We start from the raw sequence: 21,958 nt of genomic DNA, 5'->3' as shown, positions 1-21,958 counted from the left end.
ATACAGTCGCTCTCATTAAAACTTTAATAGTAATATTTGACTATAAACTTTTTAGATAAGTACAAAATCATTTATAACCAAATTCGACCCGATTATTACACGGTAATTTTTTTTATTAATTATAAAGTTTAATTTGTATGTCAATAATAACTCTATAATTCATAGCTTATAGTGATTTTTAAACCCTGTTTTATTTCTAAGTCTATACTTTTTTTAGCTTTTCTTATAAATGCTAATTTAGTAATAGCTCAAGAGCATGAGATAAACACAATAGAAATAAACAACAATAATTATAGTACATTTTTACCTAAAAAACTATTTATTGATGACCATGGGTTTCTTTGGTACTCTACATACAATGGGATAGTAAAAGAAATGGGAGGTGAAAATTCTTATTTTTTTAAATACAATACTCCAAAAGATGTAAATATTTTAACTACCAATGCTTTTGCCCAAACATCAAAAAACAAACTTTTAACCTGTACTGATGGTGGTTTTAGTATTCTAGACTTAAAAACTAAACAGTCTAAATGGATTAGCACTAATTATCCAGAGTCTAACTTAACTGTTAATTTCACCTCTGTAAAAGAAGATTCTAAAGGTAATTTATGGTTAGGAACAGATAAGAATTATGTATACTGCTATACTAATAAAGCAGAGCTTATCTACACTAAACTTCTTAAAAGCAAATACACTAGTAAAGAAAAATTACGGACTCCAATATCTAAAATGGAGATTGTTGAAATTCTTAAAGACGACTCCTTTATTGTTGTTCAAAATAATAAGTGGTACCATATAATTGATGGTTTAAGCTATTTTATGTTTGATACAAATAAAGCCTTTGGAATTAAAGAAAATACGTCTACAATACTCATTCCTAATGGTTCTGTACTTGCCAAAAACGAATCTGGGTACTATAACTTTAATGGAGAACAATACTTTTATAAATATTTAGCAGAAATAGACAGACAAATTATTCAATTACCGTATAAACAAGCCCAGTTTATACCTAACAACATTAGTGCAAATTTCTATAACACTCTTAATTTTATAAGTTTAGATGAAAATAATCTAGTTGGTTTTAGGCTAGAAAAAGAAAATAAAACATTTACTCTTAGTGAGGTTGAAAGATTCACGTTTAAACGCAGAATTAACAATGTTCTATATGACAAAAATGGCTATTTCTGGTTACATACAGAATATGGTATAAGTAATTTAAGATATAGCGGATTAGGTTTTAGGAAGTATTTAGAAAAGCAAAACGTTAGTTGTCGTGGACTTACTGAAAACGCTCAAGGCGATATAACGATTTTAACTTATAATGGTATTTTTAACAAAAAAAAAGATTCTAGTTTTTTTGAGAAAGTTAGTTATATAAAAGATGAAGAAAAGCATAATCTAGTAACTGCGCTTTCTTATAATTTTTATAAACCAAACGATAACGAATATTGGTTTTTTGGTTATAGCGATACTTTAGTTCATTACAATTTAAAAGAAGATCGTTTTACTACATATAATTTCCCTACTAAAACGATTAATATTCTTGATTTATTACCAATAAAAGATGCAACATTTTTATTAGCAACGTCTATTGGTCTTTATGAATTTGATTTACATACTAAAACATTCAAAAATGTTAGTAATTTAAGCGAGACCATTAATCTTGATCAAACTCAAATAAAAGTTCTTTATCAAAATCGCGATAAATCTAACTTATGGATTTCAACTGATGGAGAACATGCGCTAGTTAGAGTCAATACAAAAACTGGCAAAGCCATATCTTTTAATAAAGACAATGAACAGTTTCCCTTAATAGACAATACCGTTAAAGTTATTCATGAAGATAGTGAAAACATTATATGGTTAGGCACGGATAATGGTTTACAAAAAGTGAATCCGGTAGATTATTCGTATAAGAATTACACAATAAATTCGGGGTTACTAAATCATAATATAGCTTCAATAATTGAAGAAAATGAAAATTTATGGATAGGAACTTATTATGGGTTAATTAGATTAAATAAAACAACAGATGTTATTCAGTCTTTCTATAAAAAAGATGGTTTAACACATAATGAATTTAATATAAAATCTGCCTTTAAATGTTCTAATGGAGACCTCTATTTTGGAAGTTTAAATGGGGTGAATAGTTTTAGCCCTAAAAACATTGCTAAAATAAATCAAGAAAAGCACACTATATTTTTAGCAGAATACGAATTATATGATAAAGACATAAAAGCCAACAAAACAGTAGTTGCTGTAGGAGATACAGTATCAAAATTTATTATTCCTAACCAACAAAACTATCTTACGCTTAAATTTGCAATTAATGATATATTAAATCCCGACAAAAACATATATCAATATCGCATTAAAGAGAATTCTAATGAATGGATTAATCTAGGTAATTATAGCACACTTCAATTTAGAGGCTTAAATCCAGGTGATTATAACTTAGAAGTTCGCGGATTTTCATCTAATGGAAATGAAACTAATACGCTTAATTTTGAGATAGTTATTAAACAAATATTCTATAAACAATATTGGTTTATTGCTCTCAATTTTTTAGCACTAATTCTTTTCTTTACAATTAAAAATAATAGAAAGAGAAAACGATTAAAAATTCAATACGAGCAAAAAAACAAAATACTCCAATTAGAAGCTAAAGCTATGCGTGCTCAAATGAATCCTCATTTCATTTTTAATACACTTAATGGTATGCAAAGCGTCATGATATTAAAAGGAGAACGAGAAGCTAATAAATACTTTAGCGCCTTTTCGAGACTGCTACGCATTACTTTGGACATGAGTAATACAGAGTATATTCCTTTAAAAGATGAAATTGAATATTTAAAATCGTATTTAGAATTAGAAAACTTAAGGCTTAATAATCGTATTGATATTAAATTAAATATTGACAGCAATTTAAATGTAAGTGATCATTGTATACCGTGTATGCTATTTCAACCTATAATTGAGAATGCCTTAATCCATGGGTTAACACCTATGAAAGAAGATTTAAAACTGACTATCAATTTTAAAAAACAAGATAACTTTCTTATTGGAGAAGTTATTGATAATGGTATTGGCCGTAAAAAAGCACAAGAGCTAAAAGCAAAAAGAGATAGCAAACACAAATCATGGGCAACACATATAATGAATGAGCGTATTTCTATTTCTAATACAATAATGAACGAAAAAATTAGCAGGGAAATAATTGACCTTGTGGACATTAATGGAAATGCAATAGGAACCAAAGCTATTTTAAGGATTCCGTTAACTAATAAATCTTTAGAAAAAATCACTACTTAAAATAAATTTACTTAACTTAGAGTCAACCCCTTAAGTTTTCGCTATGACAAAAGTAAATGCCATAATTGTGGATGACGAAGTAAATAATGTAGACTTACTAGTCCATTTTTTAACTCAATACTGTCCAGATATAAATATTATTGGAAAAGCCACAACAAAGAGTGAAGGCGTGTCTTTAGTTAACGAACTTAAGCCTGAACTTTTGTTTTTAGACATCATGCTTGATCAAGGTACAGGATTCGATTTACTAGAAGAAGTTACTTTTAACGAAACAAAAATAATATTTGTTACTGCATTCGATGAATTTGCTATTAAAGCTTTTAAATATAATGCTGTTGATTATATTTTAAAACCAATAGAAATAGATCAACTTATTAAAGCTGTAGAAAAGGCTTGCTTAGATATTAGCCATCATAAATTTACAGAAAGACATCAAGTACAAAACTTATACAGAACAGTTACCAATAATAATTTACCTCTAAATTTAATAGCAATTCCTTCTAAAGACAAAATAGATTTTGTTAAAATAGAAGACATTATTTATATCAAATCTGAAGGGCGCTATTCTATTTTCAATCTTAAAGGTAACAAGCAAATAGTTGCTACTAAAAACCTTGGAGAATACGAAACAATGTTAGATGCTAATACCTTTTTTAGAATACATAATAGCTATCTTATTAACCTTACTAAAGTTTTAAGCATTAATAAATCTGGAGGAAACTATTGTGTTATGGAGAATAGTGAACAGCTACCAATAGCCAAAAGAAGACAAGACCAATTACACCGGTTTCTTAAAATAAAATAAGCTATTTTTAACAAGCAAACTACTACATTTTTTCATTATCAAGTTCTCTTAAAGCCACCTATTACACAAAAGGCACCATTTATTACACATCATATCGCAAAACACTGGTATTCAACTACATTTGTAATTGAAATGAGCTGGTTACTCATTTCTAAGTTTAGTTAGTGCTATGATTTCCTTAATCTAGTTACTAAACTTATTGATTAATAGCGGAAAAAGGCTCACTTATGTGGGCCTTTTTTAGTTTATCTACAGTATTAAATTTATTAATCTAGCTTTTTAGAAGTTGAGACCATCATTTCAAAAAGTTTTCAAAAATTATCCCTGTATAACTGGCTACTTTTATAAAGTAAAGCGGAAGTCGAAAAGCTAATAGAGTAGACAACACATAAAAAATAAACCATGAGCAAATCGTTATTAAAGAATTTTAAAGAAAAAGCTATTTTATCTAATAAAACAATTAGTAAAATTAATGGAGGTAGTGCAGAACTAGATCCTATTTATAGAATAGACGGAGATTTTGTATATACATACACACACGGACAATAAGTATCAATTAATCAAACGGGTTAAAAGATTTTAATCCGTTTGTATTATAGTATGAATTAACGATAGTGATTAATTTAGGTTATTCTATTAAAGTTTTTTCAATAGCTAAATATTTAACAAGTCCATGCCCTTCACTTTTCCAATTTCCACTGAGGTCTTTGGGTATAATAAAAAAATCGCCACTATAAAAAGTCTTTTCAATTCCCTCTAGGTTTTTTATAGTTACTTGACCTGATAATATTTGGATTAACATTTCTTTTGCTTGTTTTATTTTCCATTGAGAAGGTTTTTCTGCTTTTAAGCTCACTGTTAACTCTATACCTTTTCTTAGGGTTTCTATATATTTCCCGTCATTATCTAATTTAATATGTGCACCAGAAAGCGTAGATTTTTTGAATAACTTGTGTTCTAAATTTTCTGATATAAAAGATGAATCTGCTCTTTTTGTTGTAATTACAGACAACTCATAATGAAGATTGTTTCCTGCCTTTATTTCCCATTCACCAGTATAACCTTTAGGGGCAAAAAAATAATCATTTGAATGAAATAACTGAACTTTCCCTTTTTTCGGTTTGATTACTGCCTCTCCATGATACATATATATAAACTCATCAAACCAAAAATTTTTAAAATTATTGTTCCACGTTTCAGTAGAAACAACATACACACTTATATCTTCTCCTTTATATAATTGTTTTTGATAAAAATCTTTTTCTGGTTCATCTTTTAAGTTTACTTTTTTTAAGCCAACTCCTGATAATGTAGATTTATCTAGAAGTATGGGTTCAAGTAATTTATTTTGAGCATTTATTATTTCTGAACTTAGAAATAGTAACCAAATTATTGTTATAGTTTTAATATTCATTTAGTTTCTTTTTAGCTTTATTCTATCTCTCATTCAATGGGCTACTTATTTAATAAAATCAACAATAAAATTTCGACAACTGCTTTCAGCTCCATTAGCAATGTCATCATATAATTCACGATGATTTTTATTTCTTATGTATAAAAAAGTGACCGCTTGAAATTCGGTTTCTATAATTTTTTCCTCAAATACATTAGTATATCCAATCATATTTGAATCAGAAATTAAAAGCATGGGAACCGACATTTCATTAATAAAAGTTGTTGGAGAAGCATTCAAATGTTCTGCTTCGGTGTCACCAAATACAGCATTTACATGTTGCTCTACCAATTCAGGACGAGAACCATTAGCGAATGCATTTTTGTAATCAGGTATATCATATGTACCGCTAATAGGAATTACGCCTTTTATGTTAGATTTATCTAGCCCAACATTTTGCAAATAACGATTATCTAAGCTAAGTAATGCTGCTAAATGTGCTCCAGAAGAGTAACCTCCAACATATATTCTTTCCTTGTCGTAACCATACTCATCTGCATGATCGTATAACCATCGAAAAGCAGTAGCAATATCTTTTATATGTTCAGGATGTTTTACACCAGTAGTTCTTAAAGGGTTTTGAAAAACTGCTGAACTTAATCTATGACCAACTGAAGCAACTGCTATATCTTCACGGGCTATTCTTTTCACAAAGTTCATTTCTCGATGTCTATCTACTAATGCCCATGCACCACTACCAATCCAAAGTAATAACGGAGGCTTTATTTTATTTTTTGGAAGTACTAAATTGAGTCTTTGCAAAGAATCTACTTCTATGTTTTCTTTGTTAACATAAGAAATATTGTTTATTACTGTTAGTCCATCACTCAAAATAAAAGGTTCTAACACAGAAAAAGGAATGTCTCCATTTTCTAAAACTAATCTATGGAATTCCTTTAGATTAAAGTTTGGTTTTTTTTCTAACAAAGTTCTCCATTTTAGTATTTTATCTGCTCCATATTTATAAGTAATTACTTGAGCAGGCCAGTTTCTCATTCGTTTTATTTCTCGTTTTGCAATGTCATCCTGATCTTTAATATGTTTTTTCCAATATTCCATAGCGCGATCATTATTCCAGCCATAATAATTCATACCTATATCAAGGACGACTCTTACCGATCTAATTAAATCCCATTCCCATTTGCCTAATTCATCATAAATATTTTCATAGGCACCAATTTCAGTTCCTAATTCTTCTATATAAGCAGCCCAGCCTTCACGGTAACCAGAATAATTAAACAGCTCTTGAATTGGGGATCTTTCTAACGTTTTTTTAAGTTGAATTTGGTAATGATGTCCTGGATTGGCTTCATGAAGATAGATCCAAGCAATTTGTCTTTTATTAAAAGGGCGATTGAAATAGTTATAGTAAAAAGTCTTCTCGTATGCTCTGTAAAAAGCTGGTGTTTGAATGTCACTTTCTTCAGTATATCTTTTAATAGTATGAGCAGGAAGGTTTTTCATAAAAGGAAAATAAGTGGGTAATATTTTAGAGACCTGTTCCTTTTTCGCTTTAAAAGCCGCTTGTATGTCCTCAGGATCTTTATAAAAGAAATTAGATGTATTTATATGTTTATTAAACTCTACCTCATCTAAACCCGATTTTTGTTGAATGGCACTAATTTTATTTTTGATTTTTTCCACTTCTAATTCCCCAAACTCGAACAGTTTTTCTGGGCTAGCTTCTCTATCTACCCAATAATGTAACAAATAGCGATACCAATCTTTACCTATAGAAATATCGTAAACACCATTCTCGGGAATTGGCACAGAAGGATCTTTTAGCCATCTTTTTTCAAGATAAATGCGTTCTACATTTAGATTAATTTGATACCTCATGAGCTCAAACGAAATACGATCTTTTTTTGATAAACTGTAACGATCTATTCCTTTAATTTTATCGGCTAATTTTAAAAAAGCCTCTTCTTGTTTTTGAACAAGACTTAAACTCTGTATACTTTTAAGATTCTCTTTATAATCAATTTTAAAATCCGGTAAATGCAACTCTTTATAAACTTGCACAAACTCTTTCATAACATCTTGAAAATCATTGTTTTGAGAGTTGCAACTAAATGAGAAAAGGAAAACTACTGAAATTAGTATGATGGTTCGATGCATAATATTTAATAGGCTATTATTTTTTAATCTAAAATAGTACTGAAGTCCTATTATTCTTTTGTAAAATATTGCTAATTTTTAAAATAGGAAGGAGAGACACCAAAATGAGCTTTAAACTTTTTTGAAAAAGCAGCTAGATCATAATAACCTAAATCAAAAGCAATTTTTGAAATGAATTCATTTTTAGTTTGGAGACTATTTTTAGCTTCTTCCATTCTAAGTGCAGTCTGCATTTCTTGCGGAGAACAATTAAAGCAATGCTTGAATAATCTTAGTAATTGAAATTTAGATATACCAACATGCTCAGCCAATTCATCCAATAAAATATTATTCCTATAATTTTTAATGATATATTCTTTAGTTTGAAGAAGTTTTGGAATAATGTATTGTTGAGTAGTTTCTTTTTTAGCTAGAGTATAAATTTCTTTTCTGAAATGTAATATATTTTCGGAGAATGATTGAAGATGATTAGAAATGTTTGTGAGAGATTCGTGCTCCAATGGTTGTTGTCCATTTTCATCCATATAAGCACCCATTTGATTAAGTTGATGCCCTATTGAAGTAGAATTTGTAAGGTTAAATGCTTGATTAAACAAGAGGTTATTATCAAGTATTTTTTTTATATCAATTTTTGGAGCCACACACGATAAATCAATACATACTCCTTTAGCTACTGCAGATTGATTTATAATATGTGTTTCGAAATGAGTGTTTGGGCGAACTAAAATAAAATGACCTTCTTTTACTGGAATAATTCGCTTATTGATATAATACACTTCTTTGCCTTTAGCAACATATTTTAGAGCTAGACCAGAAGTAAGTCCTTTAAAAAAATACTCTTCATTCGCATTAGAGTATTTAATTAGTCCAGATTTACTTTTATGTTTTACTATGTTAGAAAATATATTTGTCATAAAATATTAATTGCATAGAAAATAGAATACAATTTACATTTATTTGATTTGAGAATGATATTACAGTTGTTAATTTTCACTTTTTTTGTAGTTACCACCAATGGCTAATTACTCTTTTCTTTTATTTCTTTTATAACTTCTGTACTAACCCAATAAATATCTTCATTAGATGTGTAAAATAAGTACTTCCCATCTGCAGTAACAAATGGGCATAATTCATGATTTTTAGTGTTAATAGCCTTTCCCATATTTATAGATTTAGACCATGTTCCATTAGAGTTTTTAAAGCTGATGTAGAGATCACCTCTTCCAAATCCTTCTGATCGTGTAGAACAGAAAATAATATATTTTTCTTCTGGATCTATAAATACATCTGCCTCATAATCAATTGTGTTAATTGAATCTCCTAAAGAAATCGCTTTTTGAAATTTTCCATCTATGAATTCCGAATAGTAAATATCTTGATCAAAACCTTTTCTTTCTTTAGATGCGTTTTTATTAGAAGAAAAATACATAGTGCCTTTATTAGTAAATGAAATATAATATTCATTTCCTGAAGAATTAATTTTTGTTCCCGCATTAATAGGTTCTGACCATCCATTTTCAGTTCTCTCTACATACCAGATATCAATATCTTCTTTTTCCTCTCCTAAACCATCTATAGCTCTATTAGAAATAAAATATAATCTGTTTTCATTAGGAGATAGAAATGGATCATTATAACTATAGCGTTTATGCGATAGAATTGTTTTTGGTTTAGACCAGTTATCCTCGTTAAGCTCTGAATATCGAATTTCACTCTTTCCATTTACATCTACTCCATAATAAAACTCAGTTGTAGTTGCATTAAAAACAGAACCAAATTCATATTCTTCTGTAGAAATAAAATTTGGTGCAAACATTTTTGGCATAATCCCCGGTTTTTCCTGCCCCATATACTTCCCTTTCATTTTAATAGCACGAACTTTATTTTTATTTGCACCATTTCTTAAAAGAAATTGAGAAATATTTTTAGCCTTAATTCTTTTCGAAATTTCTAAAGCAGAACTTCCTCTATCATTCGTACTATTAACATTAACACCATTGTCAATAAGCTTTTTAATAAATGTACTATCCTTTTTCAAAACAGCTAATTCAATTAATGATGCGCCATACTTATTTATCCAATTACTATTAAGCTGTGATTGAATTAGTAAATCGAAATATTTTTTGTTGTCATATTGAACAGCAATATGCATTGGTGTTTTTTTCTGGTTGTCTTCCCCGTTTATGTTTATTCCTTTTTTTATTAAGAAATTAAAGACTTGTTCTTTTTTACAAGCAACTGCCCAATGAAGTATTGATCTTCCTCGATTATCTTTTATATTAATTGAAGTATTTAAAAGCATACTATCCAGCCTCGCTAAGTTTCCTTGACAAGCTGTTCTATATATATTTTGCGCTAATAAACTATGAGTAATTAATGTTAAAACTATACCTATCAATATCCTTTTCATTTTTTAAATTTTAGATAACGATTTGTTCGTGTATGAAAAGTAGACAATCTATTTATCTACTTTTTTTAAAGTAATTTACAAAATAAAAATAATAGCGATTTGAGTTATAATTCAAATCGCTATTACTTATATCCGTTTATTATATAGAACGTATTATTTTTAAGTATCGTTTTTTTAAATACTATATATATTTACTTTCCTAACATCAATAATTCGTTAACTACCACTTCTGTTGTATAACGTTTCATTCCATCTTTATCTTCCCAAGATCTAGTTGTAAGCTTCCCTTCTATAGCAATTTCTTTACCTTTTGTAAGATACTTTTCAATAATTTCTGCTGTTTTTCCCCAAGCTACAATATTATGCCATTGGGTATCTGTAATTTTTTCTCCACTAGCATTTTTATAACTATCATTTGTTGCGATAGAAAATTTAGCAAGTGTTTTTCCCGATTCTAAATTGATGATTTCTGGATCATTTCCTAAGTTACCAATCAACTGTACTTTGTTTTTAAGCGTGTTCATAATTTCTAAAATTTTTAATTGTTAAACAGTTAATACTATCGAGTTCTAATGTTTCGACACTGCAAAGATGCTATGACTCACAAAGATTAATCGGTAACTACTTATTTAATGTCGGTTGTAAACGTTTGTAGTCGTTTGTAATTATTTATGAAGTTCTATATTTGGAATAATTTTTGATGATTTGATTACCTTTAACTAATAAACCATAATCAAAATATGAAAAGCAAAAAACAAAAATTCTATTTCTTCATTTTTCAGCTTATTGCTTTTCAATTTATTATCGCTCAAAACGATATAACAAACTCTAACTTAATCACTAAATATGAAAATTATAGCGAGTTGCCTAGAGAAGTTGTCTATTTACATCTTAATAAATCTACATATATTAAAGGTGAAGCTTTAGGTTTAAGCGGTTATGTTATAGATAAGGAAACCAAACGTCCTTCTGCATTAACAACAAACCTATATTGTGTTATTGAAGATAGCAACAATAAAATTATTAAAAGCAAATTAATTAGAGTAAATAATGGTTATTTAAAAAGTGTTTTTAGTATAGATGGTTTATTTACATCAGGAGAATACACTGTTAAAGCTTACACTAATTGGATGAAAAATTTTGACGAGCAAAACATATTCATCGAAACTATTACAATTATTGATCCAGAAACAACGTCTATAGTTAAAAACAAAACCCTAAAAAATAATATTGATGCGCAATTTCTACCAGAAAGTGGCCATTTACTAGTTGAAGCAAAAAATACTGTTGGAGTTATTTTAAAAAATGAAGACGGTTTTGGTATACCTGATATTACAGGGACTATTTTTGATAAAGACAACAACCAAATAACAACTTTTAAAACAAACAAATTGGGTGTTGGTCGTTTTTTATTAACGCCACAAAATAATCAAGACTATACTGTTAAAATTGATCACCTTGGCAAGTCTTTTAAATATAAAATTGATTCTATAGAAAGGAAAGGTATTACGCTTTCATTAAGTTATACAGATAAAAATGTGGCTTTAAATTTTAAAACCAATACAAAAACACTGTCTTCAATAAAGAATAAAACATATAAACTAGCCATACATAATGGGGATCTTATTAAGATTACAGATATTAAAATTAACAATCTAGAGGTTTCTAAATTAATCAAGTATGATGTATTATCTCCAGGAATAAATATTTTTACTCTTTTTGATGAAAACGACAAGCCTATATTGGAGCGACTATTTTTTAACTACAACGGGATTGATCTTTTAAAATCTGGAAAAACAAGTATTACCAAATCTAGCGATTCTCTTAATTTTAAAGTCAATCTACAGCAACTAAAAACTGGTCACAATATAAACGTATCTATATTACCAGAAGGTACAAAGTCTTACAATAGACACCATAACATATTATCTTATTTATACCTTCAGCCCTATATTAATAGTTACATAGAAAATGCAGCTTATTATTTTACAAATATTAATAGGCAAAAAAAATACGAGCTTGATAATTTACTAATCACTCAAGGTTGGAGTAGTTATAGTTGGAATACTATTTTTAATACTGTTCCTACTAATAGTTATTTGTTTGAAAATGGAATTACATTTAAAGCCAATGTAAATAATCCTAAATCTAATCAATATCTTATATATGCCTTAAAAGAAACTAAAGGCGACTTATTTACATTAAACGAAGGAGAAACGACCTTTCAAAAAAATGGAATGTTCCCAGAAGAAGGCGAAACAATTAGAGTAAGTGAAATATCAAAAAAAGGAAAAACAAGTGATCCAACACTATACTTACAGTTCTATCCTACTATTATTCCAGTTTACGAAACAGATTTCTTTTCTTTAAAACCAAAAGCTAATACCAGTACATTAAGCACTACAATCCCAACATTAAAAGAATCAATGTTAAATAAAACTTTACAACTCGATGAAGTCTCTATTGAAACAAGAAAAGAATTAACTAGAACTCAAGAATTAGAAAAAAGATCTTGGGGAGATATTGATGTTTTTGGGGATAAAGAAAGAAGAAATACCCCAAGTTTGGCTGTATACTTTAGTAAGAAAGGCTATATTTCACAAATTAACAATGGAGAACTTATACTAACGCATAGAACACGTGGAACTCCTGTGGTTTTTCTTAATGATGTTTTACTAACTAATATTGGTTTCCTTTCTACTCTAGACATGTCTGTTGTAGATTATATTGAAATCTTAAAATTTGGCGCAGGTGAAGGTATTAGAGGTGGAGATAAAGGCGTTATAAAAATATATACCGATCCATTTCGTAAACCCAGTGGTAACCTCTCTAATAAATTTCAAGAATACAAAATCCCTATTACATTTGATACTAAAAAGAAAATGTATATTCCTAAGTATCGTTTTTACAAGGATCCTTTCTTTAAAGAATATGGCGTTATCGGTTGGGCTCCTAACTGTACAATAGATAGTAATGGCAATCTAGATTTTAAAATCTACAATACTAATACAGAAACCATTAAATTATTTATTGAAGGTATGACTAGTGATGGTAAATATATAGTAGACGAAAAAACAATTTCAATTAATTAGATAAAAAAAGCGAACTTTCGTTCGCTTTTAATTTTTATTATGAAATAAAATAATCCAATTATAAGCATTTACATTCGGATCCGCCTCTACATGATAATCCAACTGTCTCAGATGGACAAACAGGTTCAAATCCATCAGATGGGCATACATAATAAGATGTAACCGTTAAAGGGCCTTTTCCATTAATAGAATTTAATTTAGAAATAGATTGCTTGTTTAGTTTTAATGATTTAAGTTTTTGTTTTTTCATGATTTAAAAAAGTATTAATTAATAACTCTTAAAGATAATCAATAAACATTACTTATTAACATATGTTAATCATTAAATCCTACTTAAACACCTAAAAAACAAACTATTACATTTTACTACGTATCTGTAATCGTTTGTAGTCGAATATAATTGTATATTGAATGAAATTTTTCCGATCATGAAGAATGCATTCATATTTACATTTATAATATTATTTTTTAGCTGTAAAGCGCAAACCAATACTCTAAAATTTTCAAAAAACACAATTTCTCCAAAGGCCAATTTATCTCAAGTTTCATGGATAGCAGGACATTGGAAAGGAGAAGCTTTTGGTGGAATTACTGAAGAAATTTGGAGTCCACCTTTAGGGGAATCAATGATGTTTTCTTTTAAGTTAGTTACTAAAGGCAAAGTCGTCTTTTATGAGCTTGGAGGCATTAGAGAAGTAAATGACACATTATTATTTCAATTAAAGCATTTTGGAAACGACTTTAAGGGCTGGGAAGAAAAGGATGAAACTGTAGATGCTAAACTTATTAAAATTGAAGATAACCGTGTTTATTTTGATCAATTTACATTTGAAAACGTAAGTGACAACGAAATGAATATTTATGTTGTGATTGAAGACAACGGAAAAACGGAAGAAATAAAATTTAACTACAAAAAATAAAAATGACATTCAATATAGAAACAGAACGCCTCTTATTGAGAGAATTGAGAAGTAGTGATTTAGATGGCATGTTTGAGTTAGACTCAAACCCAGAGGTGCATCGATATTTAGGTAATAAGCCTATTAAAACCAAAGCAGAAGCTAAAACAATTTTAGATAGTGTAATAAATCAATACAAAGAAAGAGGTATTGGTCGCTGGGCAGTGATTAATAAAGACACAAATGAATTTATGGGTTGGTCTGGAATACGACTAAATACTGAATATAATATGAATGGTTTTACCAAATATTATGATGTTGGATACAGATTAATAGAACGCTTTTGGGGAAAAGGCTATGCTACAGAATCTGGTAAAGCCGCTGTAGATTATGCATTTAATGTTATGAAATTACCCGAATTATATGCAACAACAGAAATGGGTAATCAAGCCTCTCACAATGCACTTTTAAAACTAGGACTTACTTATATTGAAGATTTCTATTTTGAGCAAGAGGATCTAGATTTAAGATGGTATAAAATTGAAAACAAATAATTATGCAAAAAGTGTGTCCAGAGTGTGGTGATAAAATTGTAGGTAGAATAGACAAGAAATTCTGTAGTGATGGTTGTCGTAATGCTCATAATAATAACATAAATAAAGATGCTAAAAACCTTATTCGAAACATTAATAATCGTTTAAGGAAAAACTGGCGTATTTTAGAAAGTTTAAACCCAGATCAAAAAACGAAAACAACAAAAACAAAACTAATAGAAAAAGGATTCGACTTTAATTATTTTACAAGTACCTATACAACTAAAATTGGCACTATTTACTATTTTGTTTACGATCAAGGATACTTACCTTTAGACAACGATTTTTACGCATTAGTTAAAAGAAAATAAAAATGAAAAGACTATTAAGTATATTCTGTTTATCCCTATTAATTTCAGGTTGTAATGAAAAAACTGAAGAAAAAAAAGACATTACAGTTTCTAAAACTATAACAGAAAAAACAGTTGCCTTTAACCTAGACAAAGCAAATTACCTCTACCATTTTGCATACGATTGCATTGATCAAGAATATCCAAACAAACTAAATCAAGTTATTGGTGATGCTTCTTATTTAAAAACACCTAAAGAATTACATCCATCATTTTATGGCTGTTTCGATTGGCATTCATCTGTACATGGGCATTGGACACTCGTTAATTTATTAATTGAATTTCCAGAATTTGACCAAAAAGATGCTATTATAAAAAAACTTAAGGCAAACATTACTAAAGAGAATATTGAAAATGAGGTGAAATATTTTGATGACGTCCATAATAAAACCTTTGAGCGAACTTATGGTTGGGCTTGGCTTTTAAAATTAGCCGAAAGTTTAAATGAATACAAAACGGAAGAAGGTAAAAAGTTAGCTCAAGATTTAGCGCCATTAACTAAACTTATTGAAGATAAATTTATTGAGTTTCTAAACAAACTTAACTACCCAATTCGAGTTGGTGAACACCCAAACACCGCTTTTGGGATGTCTTTTGCTCTCGATTATGCTAAAAAATATAATAAAGATCTAGAAGCTGTAATAATAAAAAAAGCAAAAGAATTTTATTATAATGATGCTAACTGTCCTTTAAGTTGGGAACCTGGAGGATTTGATTTTTTATCACCTTGCTTACAAGAGGCCGCATTAATGTTAAAAGTATTACCAAAAAATGAATATATAATATGGTTGGATACATTTATGCCTGGATTTAGAAATAATCCAAGTGAAAATATTGAGGTTGTAGAGGTTGTAGACAAAAGTGATGGTAAAATGGCGCATTTAGACGGTTTAAACTTTAGCCGCGCTTGGTGTCTATATGAAATGGGTAAAGTTCTAAATAACAACAACATGATTACTTTGGCTAATACTCACTTTAATTCAAGTTATAGTAAAATGGACTCCGGAGAATATGCTGGAGCTCATTGGTTAGCTTCTTTTGCTGCTTATGCGCTAAAAGCTGGAAAATAAATATCTGTAACAAAATATACATTATCGCTACCAATTTATATGGAACAACCAATTATAATATTTATTATTCTTCTTGTAACTGGAGTATTACTATTTCTAGGCTATTACTATTCTAAAAAAAATACCATTTTAAGAGAATTAAAGAAAACACGTAAAAAACAAATTCCTAATGTTAAAGAGAATGAATATGCTAAAGTTATTGGCAAAGCATTACATGTTCACGAACCCTTAATCGCACCACTTAGTGGAAGAAAATGCGTATACTACTATGTCCATATTCAAAAAAAAGGAGATAAAAGCTGGCATACCTTTATAAAAGAAGAACAAGCTCAAGATTTCTTTATAGAAGTTAATAGTGAAATGGCTATAATTAAACCAGATAATTTTCCTAAAAAGACATTTGTAGTTGAGGATTTTAAAACTAAATCTGGTTCTTTTAATGATGCTACACCGGAATTAGAACGTTTTTTAAATAAACATGGTAAAGAAAGTAAAGGTTTTTTTGGCTTTAATCGACAACTTCGTTACAAAGAAGGCATTATAGAGCTACAGGAAAACATAGCTGTAAAAGGTATTGGAAAATGGAAACCTTTAAAAGAACCTATAGAAGGTTACAATTATTCAAAAATATTAACGCTTACAGGAACAGAAAATAAAAAATTAATTATTACCGACTTACCTGAAGGATTAAAACGTGTAGATAATAGATTATAAATTTATTTCCAATTCTGTTGCTTTAATTGCATTGCTGCCTTTAAAATATCTTTCTGACTTATCTGCCCTACTAATTTCCCGTCTTTAACAATAGGAAAACGACGACGTTTAGAGCTTAAAAACTGTTTTGCAGCATCAAAGATATTTAGGTTACCATCTATAGTTTCTACATTCGTTACCATATGCTTTTCAATAGAGTTATCATCCATTGGCATATTATAATAACGACTATCACTAATTTGTTTTATGCAATCTCCTTCAGAAATAACTCCAATTAGTTCGTTTTTCTCATTAACTACTGGACCTCCAGAAATACGATGTTTAATTAATGTATTCACTACATCTTCTATAGATTGTGTCGCCCTGAAGGTTATAAGATCTCGAGTCATATAATCACTTACCTTAAAAGGCGTGCTTTCTGTAGTCTGTTGTTGAATTTTTCGTGCGCCTTGAAAACTTTTGATTCCCATAATAATTTAGTTTTAAAGAATAATACTAAAGTTACTGATTTTAAAACACTTAACCTAAACTCTCAATACATCTATTATTTTATTACTTTTATAATAACTAATACCCGCTACAAAAATGATTAAAAAAGCTATTGCACTGCTTATTATATGCTTTGCCATCTATTTAAGTTTTGATGCGCTGCTTCCTAATAAGATTTCGAATCTAGACACTCCATTAAATCAATTTTCAACTGAAAGAGCTTTATTACAGCTCTCTGAAATTTCAAAAAAACCACATTATGTTGGAAATGAAGAACACGCCAACGTTAGAGGTTATATTATTTCAGAATTAAAAAAACTAGGTTTAGAAACTCAAGTCCAAGAAGGTTATACAATGAGTAAATGGGGAAATATAACCAAACCTAAAAACATTTTAGCACGATTAAAAGGTACAAAAAGTGGCAAAGCATTAATGTTACTAACGCATTATGATAGTAATCCACATTCATCAATTGGAGCTAGTGACGCAGGATCTGGAGTGGTAACTATTTTAGAAGGATTACGTGCCTTTTTGGCTGATAAAAAACAACATAAAAATGATATTGTTATTTTAATTTCTGATGCTGAAGAACTTGGATTAAATGGTGCAGATTTATTTGTTAATAAACATGAATGGGCAAAAGACATTGGTTTAGTATTAAACTTCGAAGCTCGAGGAAGTGGTGGACCAAGTTATATGCTTATTGAAACCAATGGCGGTAATGCGAATTTAATGAAGGAATTTGTTGAAGCTAATCCTAAATTTCCTGTCGCAAATTCTTTGGCTTATAGCATTTATAAAATGCTACCTAACGATACAGATTTAACTGTTTTTAGACGTGATGGAAATATTGACGGATTTAACTTCGCATTTATTGATGATCATTTTGATTATCATACTGCTTTAGATACTTACGCTAGACTAGATAGAAATACTTTAGAGCATCAAGGCTCTTATATTATGCCTTTGCTAAATCATTTTAGTCAAACCGATTTAAATAACATAAAAAGCACAGAAGACTACATCTACTTTAATGTTCCTGTTCTGGGAACTATAACCTATCCCTTTGCTTGGGTTTTTCCAATGCTAATTATTGCATTTGTTGTTTTTATTAGCTTAATAATTAACGGTTTAAAAGCTAAAACGCTACAGGCAAAAGCTATTAAAAAAGGCTTTATCTCCTTTTTAAGCGCTCTATTTATAAGCGCTTTAATTACTTTTATTAGCTGGAAAGGGATTATGCTGCTCTATCCAGAATATAATGAAATGCTACAGGGTTTCACTTACAATGGACATATATACATTTGGTTTTTCTTATGGTTAACACTCTTAATTTGTTTTTACATATACCAAAAAGTATATGAAATAAGTAATACAGCTAGTTTATTAATAGCTCCAATTGCAATTTGGTTAGTTATATGTACAGTGATTGCATTAAAACTAAAAGGCGCTAGCTTTTTTATTATACCTGTTTATTTTGCTTTACTAGCGCTTTTTATATTAATAAGACAGAAAAAACCTAATATTATTGTTATGGCAATATTATGTATCCCTGCTTTATTTATTATAGCGCCTTTAGTAAAAATGTTCCCAGTAGGTTTAGGTTTAAAAATACTATTTGTTAGTGCTATTTTTATAGTATTACTCTTTGGATTATTGCTTCCAGTATTAGGCTTTTTAAAGCATAAAAAACGTTGGGCTTATCTGTTTAATATATTAGCTGCAATAACCCTTATAATTGCACATTTCAATTCAAAATTTAAACCAGACACTCCAAAACCTAATAGTTTAGTTTATGCATTAAATGTTGATGAAAATTCAGCTGTTTGGGCAACTTATGATTCTACTTTAGACAATTATACCAAAAACTTTTTAGGCGATAGCCCTGAAAACGCTAACACTCTTAATACTTTTAGTAGTAAATACGGTTCTGGTTTTACGTTTTCTAAAGTCGCGCCATTTAAAGCTATTGCTCAACCTAAAATTGAAATTTCTAATGATACAATTATTGGTAACACTAGGTCTTTCAATATATGCGTGATGCCCCAACGAAAAGTAGAACGTATGGAAGTATTTGCAGATAGTTCTAATTTATTTAAAAGTTTTAAAGTAAATGGAATAGAAGCTTATCGCCAAAAAGAAGATTCATTGGTTTTTACAAACCGATGGAAAAATAGATTGTTTAGTTATTTTGTTAGCGACGATGAACCTTTAGAAATGCAAATTAGTGTTCCTAAAAATCAAAAAACAAGTATTGAGTTATTTGAAGCTTCTTTTGATTTGTTAGACAACGATTTATTTAGTATTCCTCCTAGAGATATTAATATGATCCCAAAACCATTTATATTAAATGATGCTATTCTTATTAAAAAAACTATAATTATAGAATAATGATATTATTTCTTGATTTTATATAACAAAAAAAGCAACCTCAACAGGTTGCTTTTTTTAAATTTTATAATACTAATTATTTTACCAAATTCTTACACGATCTTCTGGAGCAATGTACATTTTATCTCCTTCCTTAATATCAAATGCTTCGTAAAAAGAATCAATATTTAATAAGGGTTGAACTGCTCTATTCATTCCAGGAGAATGCGGATCTGTTTTTATTCTTGTTTTAAGCGCATCATCACGCATTTTAGTTCTCCAAACCGTAGCCCAGCTCATAAAGAAACGTTGCTCTGGCGTAAATCCATCAATTGGTTCTGGTTTTGCGCCACCTTTATAACTTAATTGTAAAGCATCGTAAGCTGCTAAAACACCTCCTAAATCTCCAATATTTTCGCCTAAAGTAAATTTTCCATTAATGTTTGTTTCTGGTAATACTTCTATAGCACTATATTGGTCTGCTAAATCTGCACCTAAACCTTCAAATTGTTTTAAATCTTCATCTGTCCACCAATTATTAAGATTACCATCTTTATCATAACGTGCTCCAGAGTCGTCAAAACTATGAGAGATTTCATGACCAATAACGGCACCTATACCACCATAATTTACAGCATCATCTGCTGTATAATTATAAAATGGCGGTTGTAAAATTGCCGCTGGAAAAACAATTTCATTATATGCTGGATTAAAATAGGCATTCACAACTTGTGGTGCCATAAACCATTCGCTTTTATCTACTTGCTTTCCTAATTTATCTAAGTCTTTTTTAAAGTTCCAAGCTCTAGCATTTAAAGAGTTTTGAAGGTATGATCCTCCATTATCAACGCTCTTAATTTCTAAAGCTGAATAATCTTTCCATTTATCTGGATAGGCAATTTTAACTTTAGTCGCTTTTAATTTCTCTATAGCTTTCTTTTTTGTTTCTGGACTCATCCAATCAAGCTTATTAATTCTTCCTTCAAATGCTAAAATTACATTTTGAATCATTTTCTTCGCTTTCTCTTTAGCTTCTGGCGGGAATTTTTTATCGACATAAAGTTTTCCTAAAGCTTCTCCTATCGTTCCGTTTAAAGCGCCTAAAGCTCTTTCGTCTCTTGGGCGTTGTTTTTTAGCTCCATTTAAATCTCTTCCATAAAACTCCCAATTAGCTTTTTCTAAATCTGTTGTTAAAAATCCTGCTGCATTATTAAATGTTAACCATTTTAAATACGCTTTCCAGTCATTAACATTCCCTTTAGCTAAAACTTCTTCTAATCTATTAAAATAGCCTACATCTCCAATTATAACTGTATCTAAATCTTTTACACCTATACCTTCAATAAAATTTTTCCAATTTACAGATGGGACCATTTTTTGTAAATCTGCAATAGATCTTGGATTGTAACGCTTACGCGCATCACGTCTATCTACCTTATCCATTTTAGCTTCTTCTAAGCTCGTTTCGAAAGCTAAAATACTTTCTGCTTGCGATTTAGAATCTTCTTCACTATCTCCTAAATATTGTAACATTCTAGAAATATGAGCAACATATTTTTGTCTTTTCTCCTTAGAATCTTCATCATCTTTTACATAATAATCTCTATCTGGTAAACCTGTACTTCCACCACCTAAATACGCAACATTTCTGTTACTATCTTTAGGATCTGAACCAACTCCAAAACCGTATAAACCTCCACCACCTTTTGGCTCCATCTCAATCATGTAAGCCTGTAAATCATCGATGTTATTAATCGCATTAATTTTTGCTAAATAAGGCATCACAGGTTCTATACCTTGCTTATTTCTACCTAAAGTATCCATAATTGTTTGGTAATAGTGTACTGCTTTTTCTTGATCTGATCCTGGTAGGACTTGAATCTTTTCAATGTCTTTATTATCAGACATTGCTGCTTCTAAAATACTTAAAGCGTCTGCGTCTGTTTTTTTACGAAGTTCTTGAAAACTTCCCCATGTAGATCTATCATCTGGAATTTCATTGTTTTCTAACCACTTCCCATTTACATATTTGAAGAAGTCTTCATTAGGTTTAACGGTAGTATCCATAAAATCAAGATTGATTCCTGGAATTTCTTCTAACTGAGCTGTTTCTTTTTTTGCATCTTCTTTACATGCAAAAAAGCATAATACGGCAAAGCCACATATTGCTGTTATTTTTTTCATTTTTACTGGTATTAGTTTTGGTTTTAAGCTTGTAAGTTACTGGATATTTTTATGGTCTAAAATTAATTAACATCTTAAGCTTTTATTTTTAACATAAAT

18 protein-coding genes are annotated in these 21,958 nt (G+C 29.4%); 10 read left to right on the top strand and 8 right to left on the bottom strand.

Translation table 11 applies throughout. The features are described 5' to 3' along the window. The first annotated feature begins 171 nt into the window (after positions 1 to 171). The 3 genes from Q0997_RS02335 to Q0997_RS02325 all read left to right on the top strand — a co-directional run bounded on the left by Q0997_RS02335 (position 172) and on the right by Q0997_RS02325 (position 4,666). Entirely contained in the window at positions 172 to 3,312 is a 3,141-nt protein-coding gene (locus Q0997_RS02335; protein ID WP_299884044.1) for a sensor histidine kinase, read from the top strand. A 43-nt stretch (positions 3,313 to 3,355) separates the two neighbouring features. Next, a complete protein-coding gene (locus Q0997_RS02330; protein WP_299884042.1) occupies positions 3,356 to 4,117 on the top strand; it encodes a LytTR family DNA-binding domain-containing protein in 762 nt (253 codons plus the stop codon). 402 nt (positions 4,118 to 4,519) lie between these two features. Then, positions 4,520 to 4,666: a hypothetical protein gene (locus tag Q0997_RS02325; protein WP_299884040.1), complete on the top strand. Its 147-nt coding sequence runs from the start codon at positions 4,520 to 4,522 to the stop codon at positions 4,664 to 4,666. A 79-nt stretch (positions 4,667 to 4,745) separates the two neighbouring features. Here Q0997_RS02325 and Q0997_RS02320 read toward each other — a convergent pair whose 3' ends face one another. The 5 genes from Q0997_RS02320 to Q0997_RS02300 all read right to left on the bottom strand — a co-directional run bounded on the left by Q0997_RS02320 (position 4,746) and on the right by Q0997_RS02300 (position 10,622). Continuing rightward, positions 4,746 to 5,531 carry a cupin domain-containing protein gene (locus Q0997_RS02320; RefSeq protein ID WP_299884038.1) on the bottom strand — a complete coding sequence of 262 codons (786 nt, stop codon included), beginning with the start codon at positions 5,529 to 5,531 and terminating at the stop codon, positions 4,746 to 4,748. Between the two features lie 45 nt (positions 5,532 to 5,576). Beyond that, complete coding sequence (locus tag Q0997_RS02315; protein WP_299884036.1) at positions 5,577 to 7,688, bottom strand: DUF885 family protein; 2,112 nt, start codon at positions 7,686 to 7,688, stop codon at positions 5,577 to 5,579. A gap of 71 nt (positions 7,689 to 7,759) precedes the next feature. Then, positions 7,760 to 8,602 (bottom strand): AraC family transcriptional regulator, encoded by an 843-nt coding sequence (locus Q0997_RS02310; protein WP_299884034.1) that lies wholly within the window; start codon positions 8,600 to 8,602, stop codon positions 7,760 to 7,762. A 104-nt stretch (positions 8,603 to 8,706) separates the two neighbouring features. After that, on the bottom strand, positions 8,707 to 10,098 hold the full coding sequence (locus Q0997_RS02305; RefSeq protein ID WP_299884032.1) for an ankyrin repeat domain-containing protein: 1,392 nt from the start codon (positions 10,096 to 10,098) through the stop codon (positions 8,707 to 8,709). Between the two features lie 191 nt (positions 10,099 to 10,289). Next, a complete protein-coding gene (locus Q0997_RS02300) occupies positions 10,290 to 10,622 on the bottom strand; it encodes a single-stranded DNA-binding protein (RefSeq protein ID WP_299884030.1) in 333 nt (110 codons plus the stop codon). A 216-nt stretch (positions 10,623 to 10,838) separates the two neighbouring features. Here Q0997_RS02300 and Q0997_RS02295 point away from each other — a divergent pair, with 216 nt between their 5' ends. Further along, positions 10,839 to 13,190, top strand: a complete 2,352-nt coding sequence (locus Q0997_RS02295; RefSeq protein ID WP_299884028.1) for a hypothetical protein — start codon at positions 10,839 to 10,841, stop codon at positions 13,188 to 13,190. A gap of 58 nt (positions 13,191 to 13,248) precedes the next feature. Here Q0997_RS02295 and Q0997_RS02290 read toward each other — a convergent pair whose 3' ends face one another. Next, positions 13,249 to 13,440 (bottom strand): hypothetical protein, encoded by a 192-nt coding sequence (locus tag Q0997_RS02290; protein WP_299884026.1) that lies wholly within the window; start codon positions 13,438 to 13,440, stop codon positions 13,249 to 13,251. Between the two features lie 178 nt (positions 13,441 to 13,618). Between Q0997_RS02290 and Q0997_RS02285 the strand changes: the two genes are divergently transcribed. Genes Q0997_RS02285 through Q0997_RS02265 form a run of 5 tightly spaced genes read left to right on the top strand, consistent with a single transcriptional unit; the run spans position 13,619 to position 16,816 of the window. Then, positions 13,619 to 14,110: a DUF6265 family protein gene (locus Q0997_RS02285; protein ID WP_299884024.1), complete on the top strand. Its 492-nt coding sequence runs from the start codon at positions 13,619 to 13,621 to the stop codon at positions 14,108 to 14,110. A 2-nt stretch (positions 14,111 to 14,112) separates the two neighbouring features. Further along, on the top strand, positions 14,113 to 14,643 hold the full coding sequence (locus Q0997_RS02280; RefSeq protein ID WP_299884022.1) for a GNAT family N-acetyltransferase: 531 nt from the start codon (positions 14,113 to 14,115) through the stop codon (positions 14,641 to 14,643). A 2-nt stretch (positions 14,644 to 14,645) separates the two neighbouring features. Further along, complete coding sequence (locus Q0997_RS02275) at positions 14,646 to 14,993, top strand: hypothetical protein (RefSeq protein WP_299884020.1); 348 nt, start codon at positions 14,646 to 14,648, stop codon at positions 14,991 to 14,993. Between the two features lie 2 nt (positions 14,994 to 14,995). Then, positions 14,996 to 16,102, top strand: coding sequence for a DUF2891 domain-containing protein (locus tag Q0997_RS02270; protein WP_299884018.1), 1,107 nt, complete (start codon positions 14,996 to 14,998; stop codon positions 16,100 to 16,102). A 39-nt stretch (positions 16,103 to 16,141) separates the two neighbouring features. Then, positions 16,142 to 16,816: a hypothetical protein gene (locus tag Q0997_RS02265; protein WP_299884016.1), complete on the top strand. Its 675-nt coding sequence runs from the start codon at positions 16,142 to 16,144 to the stop codon at positions 16,814 to 16,816. A gap of 2 nt (positions 16,817 to 16,818) precedes the next feature. Here Q0997_RS02265 and Q0997_RS02260 read toward each other — a convergent pair whose 3' ends face one another. Further along, a complete protein-coding gene (locus Q0997_RS02260) occupies positions 16,819 to 17,286 on the bottom strand; it encodes a CBS domain-containing protein (protein WP_299884014.1) in 468 nt (155 codons plus the stop codon). A gap of 115 nt (positions 17,287 to 17,401) precedes the next feature. Between Q0997_RS02260 and Q0997_RS02255 the strand changes: the two genes are divergently transcribed. Next, complete coding sequence (locus tag Q0997_RS02255) at positions 17,402 to 19,696, top strand: M28 family peptidase (protein WP_299884012.1); 2,295 nt, start codon at positions 17,402 to 17,404, stop codon at positions 19,694 to 19,696. An 81-nt stretch (positions 19,697 to 19,777) separates the two neighbouring features. Here the strand turns inward: Q0997_RS02255 and Q0997_RS02250 are convergent, their stop codons facing one another. Next, positions 19,778 to 21,859, bottom strand: coding sequence for a M13 family metallopeptidase (locus Q0997_RS02250; protein ID WP_299884010.1), 2,082 nt, complete (start codon positions 21,857 to 21,859; stop codon positions 19,778 to 19,780). Positions 21,860 to 21,958 lie beyond the last annotated feature (99 nt).

The sequence above is a fragment of the uncultured Lacinutrix sp. genome, from assembly GCF_947500325.1.
GTDB lineage: Bacteria > Bacteroidota > Bacteroidia > Flavobacteriales > Flavobacteriaceae > Lacinutrix.
Note: the sequence above shows the minus strand (reverse complement) of the source record. Positions and strands in the feature narration are given on the sequence as shown.

What these genes read in the sequence shown, in the direction of transcription:
- Q0997_RS02330 (WP_299884042.1), top strand. Translation starts at nt 3,356, where the DNA reads ATGACAAAAGTAAATGCCATAATTGTGGATGACGAAGTAAATAATGTA.
- Q0997_RS02325 (WP_299884040.1), top strand. Translation starts at nt 4,520, where the DNA reads ATGAGCAAATCGTTATTAAAGAATTTTAAAGAAAAAGCTATTTTATCT.
- Q0997_RS02320 (WP_299884038.1), bottom strand. Translation starts at nt 5,531, where the DNA reads ATGAATATTAAAACTATAACAATAATTTGGTTACTATTTCTAAGTTCA.
- Q0997_RS02315 (WP_299884036.1), bottom strand. Translation starts at nt 7,688, where the DNA reads ATGCATCGAACCATCATACTAATTTCAGTAGTTTTCCTTTTCTCATTT.
- Q0997_RS02310 (WP_299884034.1), bottom strand. Translation starts at nt 8,602, where the DNA reads ATGACAAATATATTTTCTAACATAGTAAAACATAAAAGTAAATCTGGA.
- Q0997_RS02305 (WP_299884032.1), bottom strand. Translation starts at nt 10,098, where the DNA reads ATGAAAAGGATATTGATAGGTATAGTTTTAACATTAATTACTCATAGT.
- Q0997_RS02300 (WP_299884030.1), bottom strand. Translation starts at nt 10,622, where the DNA reads ATGAACACGCTTAAAAACAAAGTACAGTTGATTGGTAACTTAGGAAAT.
- Q0997_RS02295 (WP_299884028.1), top strand. Translation starts at nt 10,839, where the DNA reads ATGAAAAGCAAAAAACAAAAATTCTATTTCTTCATTTTTCAGCTTATT.
- Q0997_RS02290 (WP_299884026.1), bottom strand. Translation starts at nt 13,440, where the DNA reads ATGAAAAAACAAAAACTTAAATCATTAAAACTAAACAAGCAATCTATT.
- Q0997_RS02285 (WP_299884024.1), top strand. Translation starts at nt 13,619, where the DNA reads ATGAAGAATGCATTCATATTTACATTTATAATATTATTTTTTAGCTGT.
- Q0997_RS02280 (WP_299884022.1), top strand. Translation starts at nt 14,113, where the DNA reads ATGACATTCAATATAGAAACAGAACGCCTCTTATTGAGAGAATTGAGA.
- Q0997_RS02275 (WP_299884020.1), top strand. Translation starts at nt 14,646, where the DNA reads ATGCAAAAAGTGTGTCCAGAGTGTGGTGATAAAATTGTAGGTAGAATA.
- Q0997_RS02270 (WP_299884018.1), top strand. Translation starts at nt 14,996, where the DNA reads ATGAAAAGACTATTAAGTATATTCTGTTTATCCCTATTAATTTCAGGT.
- Q0997_RS02265 (WP_299884016.1), top strand. Translation starts at nt 16,142, where the DNA reads ATGGAACAACCAATTATAATATTTATTATTCTTCTTGTAACTGGAGTA.
- Q0997_RS02260 (WP_299884014.1), bottom strand. Translation starts at nt 17,286, where the DNA reads ATGGGAATCAAAAGTTTTCAAGGCGCACGAAAAATTCAACAACAGACT.
- Q0997_RS02255 (WP_299884012.1), top strand. Translation starts at nt 17,402, where the DNA reads ATGATTAAAAAAGCTATTGCACTGCTTATTATATGCTTTGCCATCTAT.
- Q0997_RS02250 (WP_299884010.1), bottom strand. Translation starts at nt 21,859, where the DNA reads ATGAAAAAAATAACAGCAATATGTGGCTTTGCCGTATTATGCTTTTTT.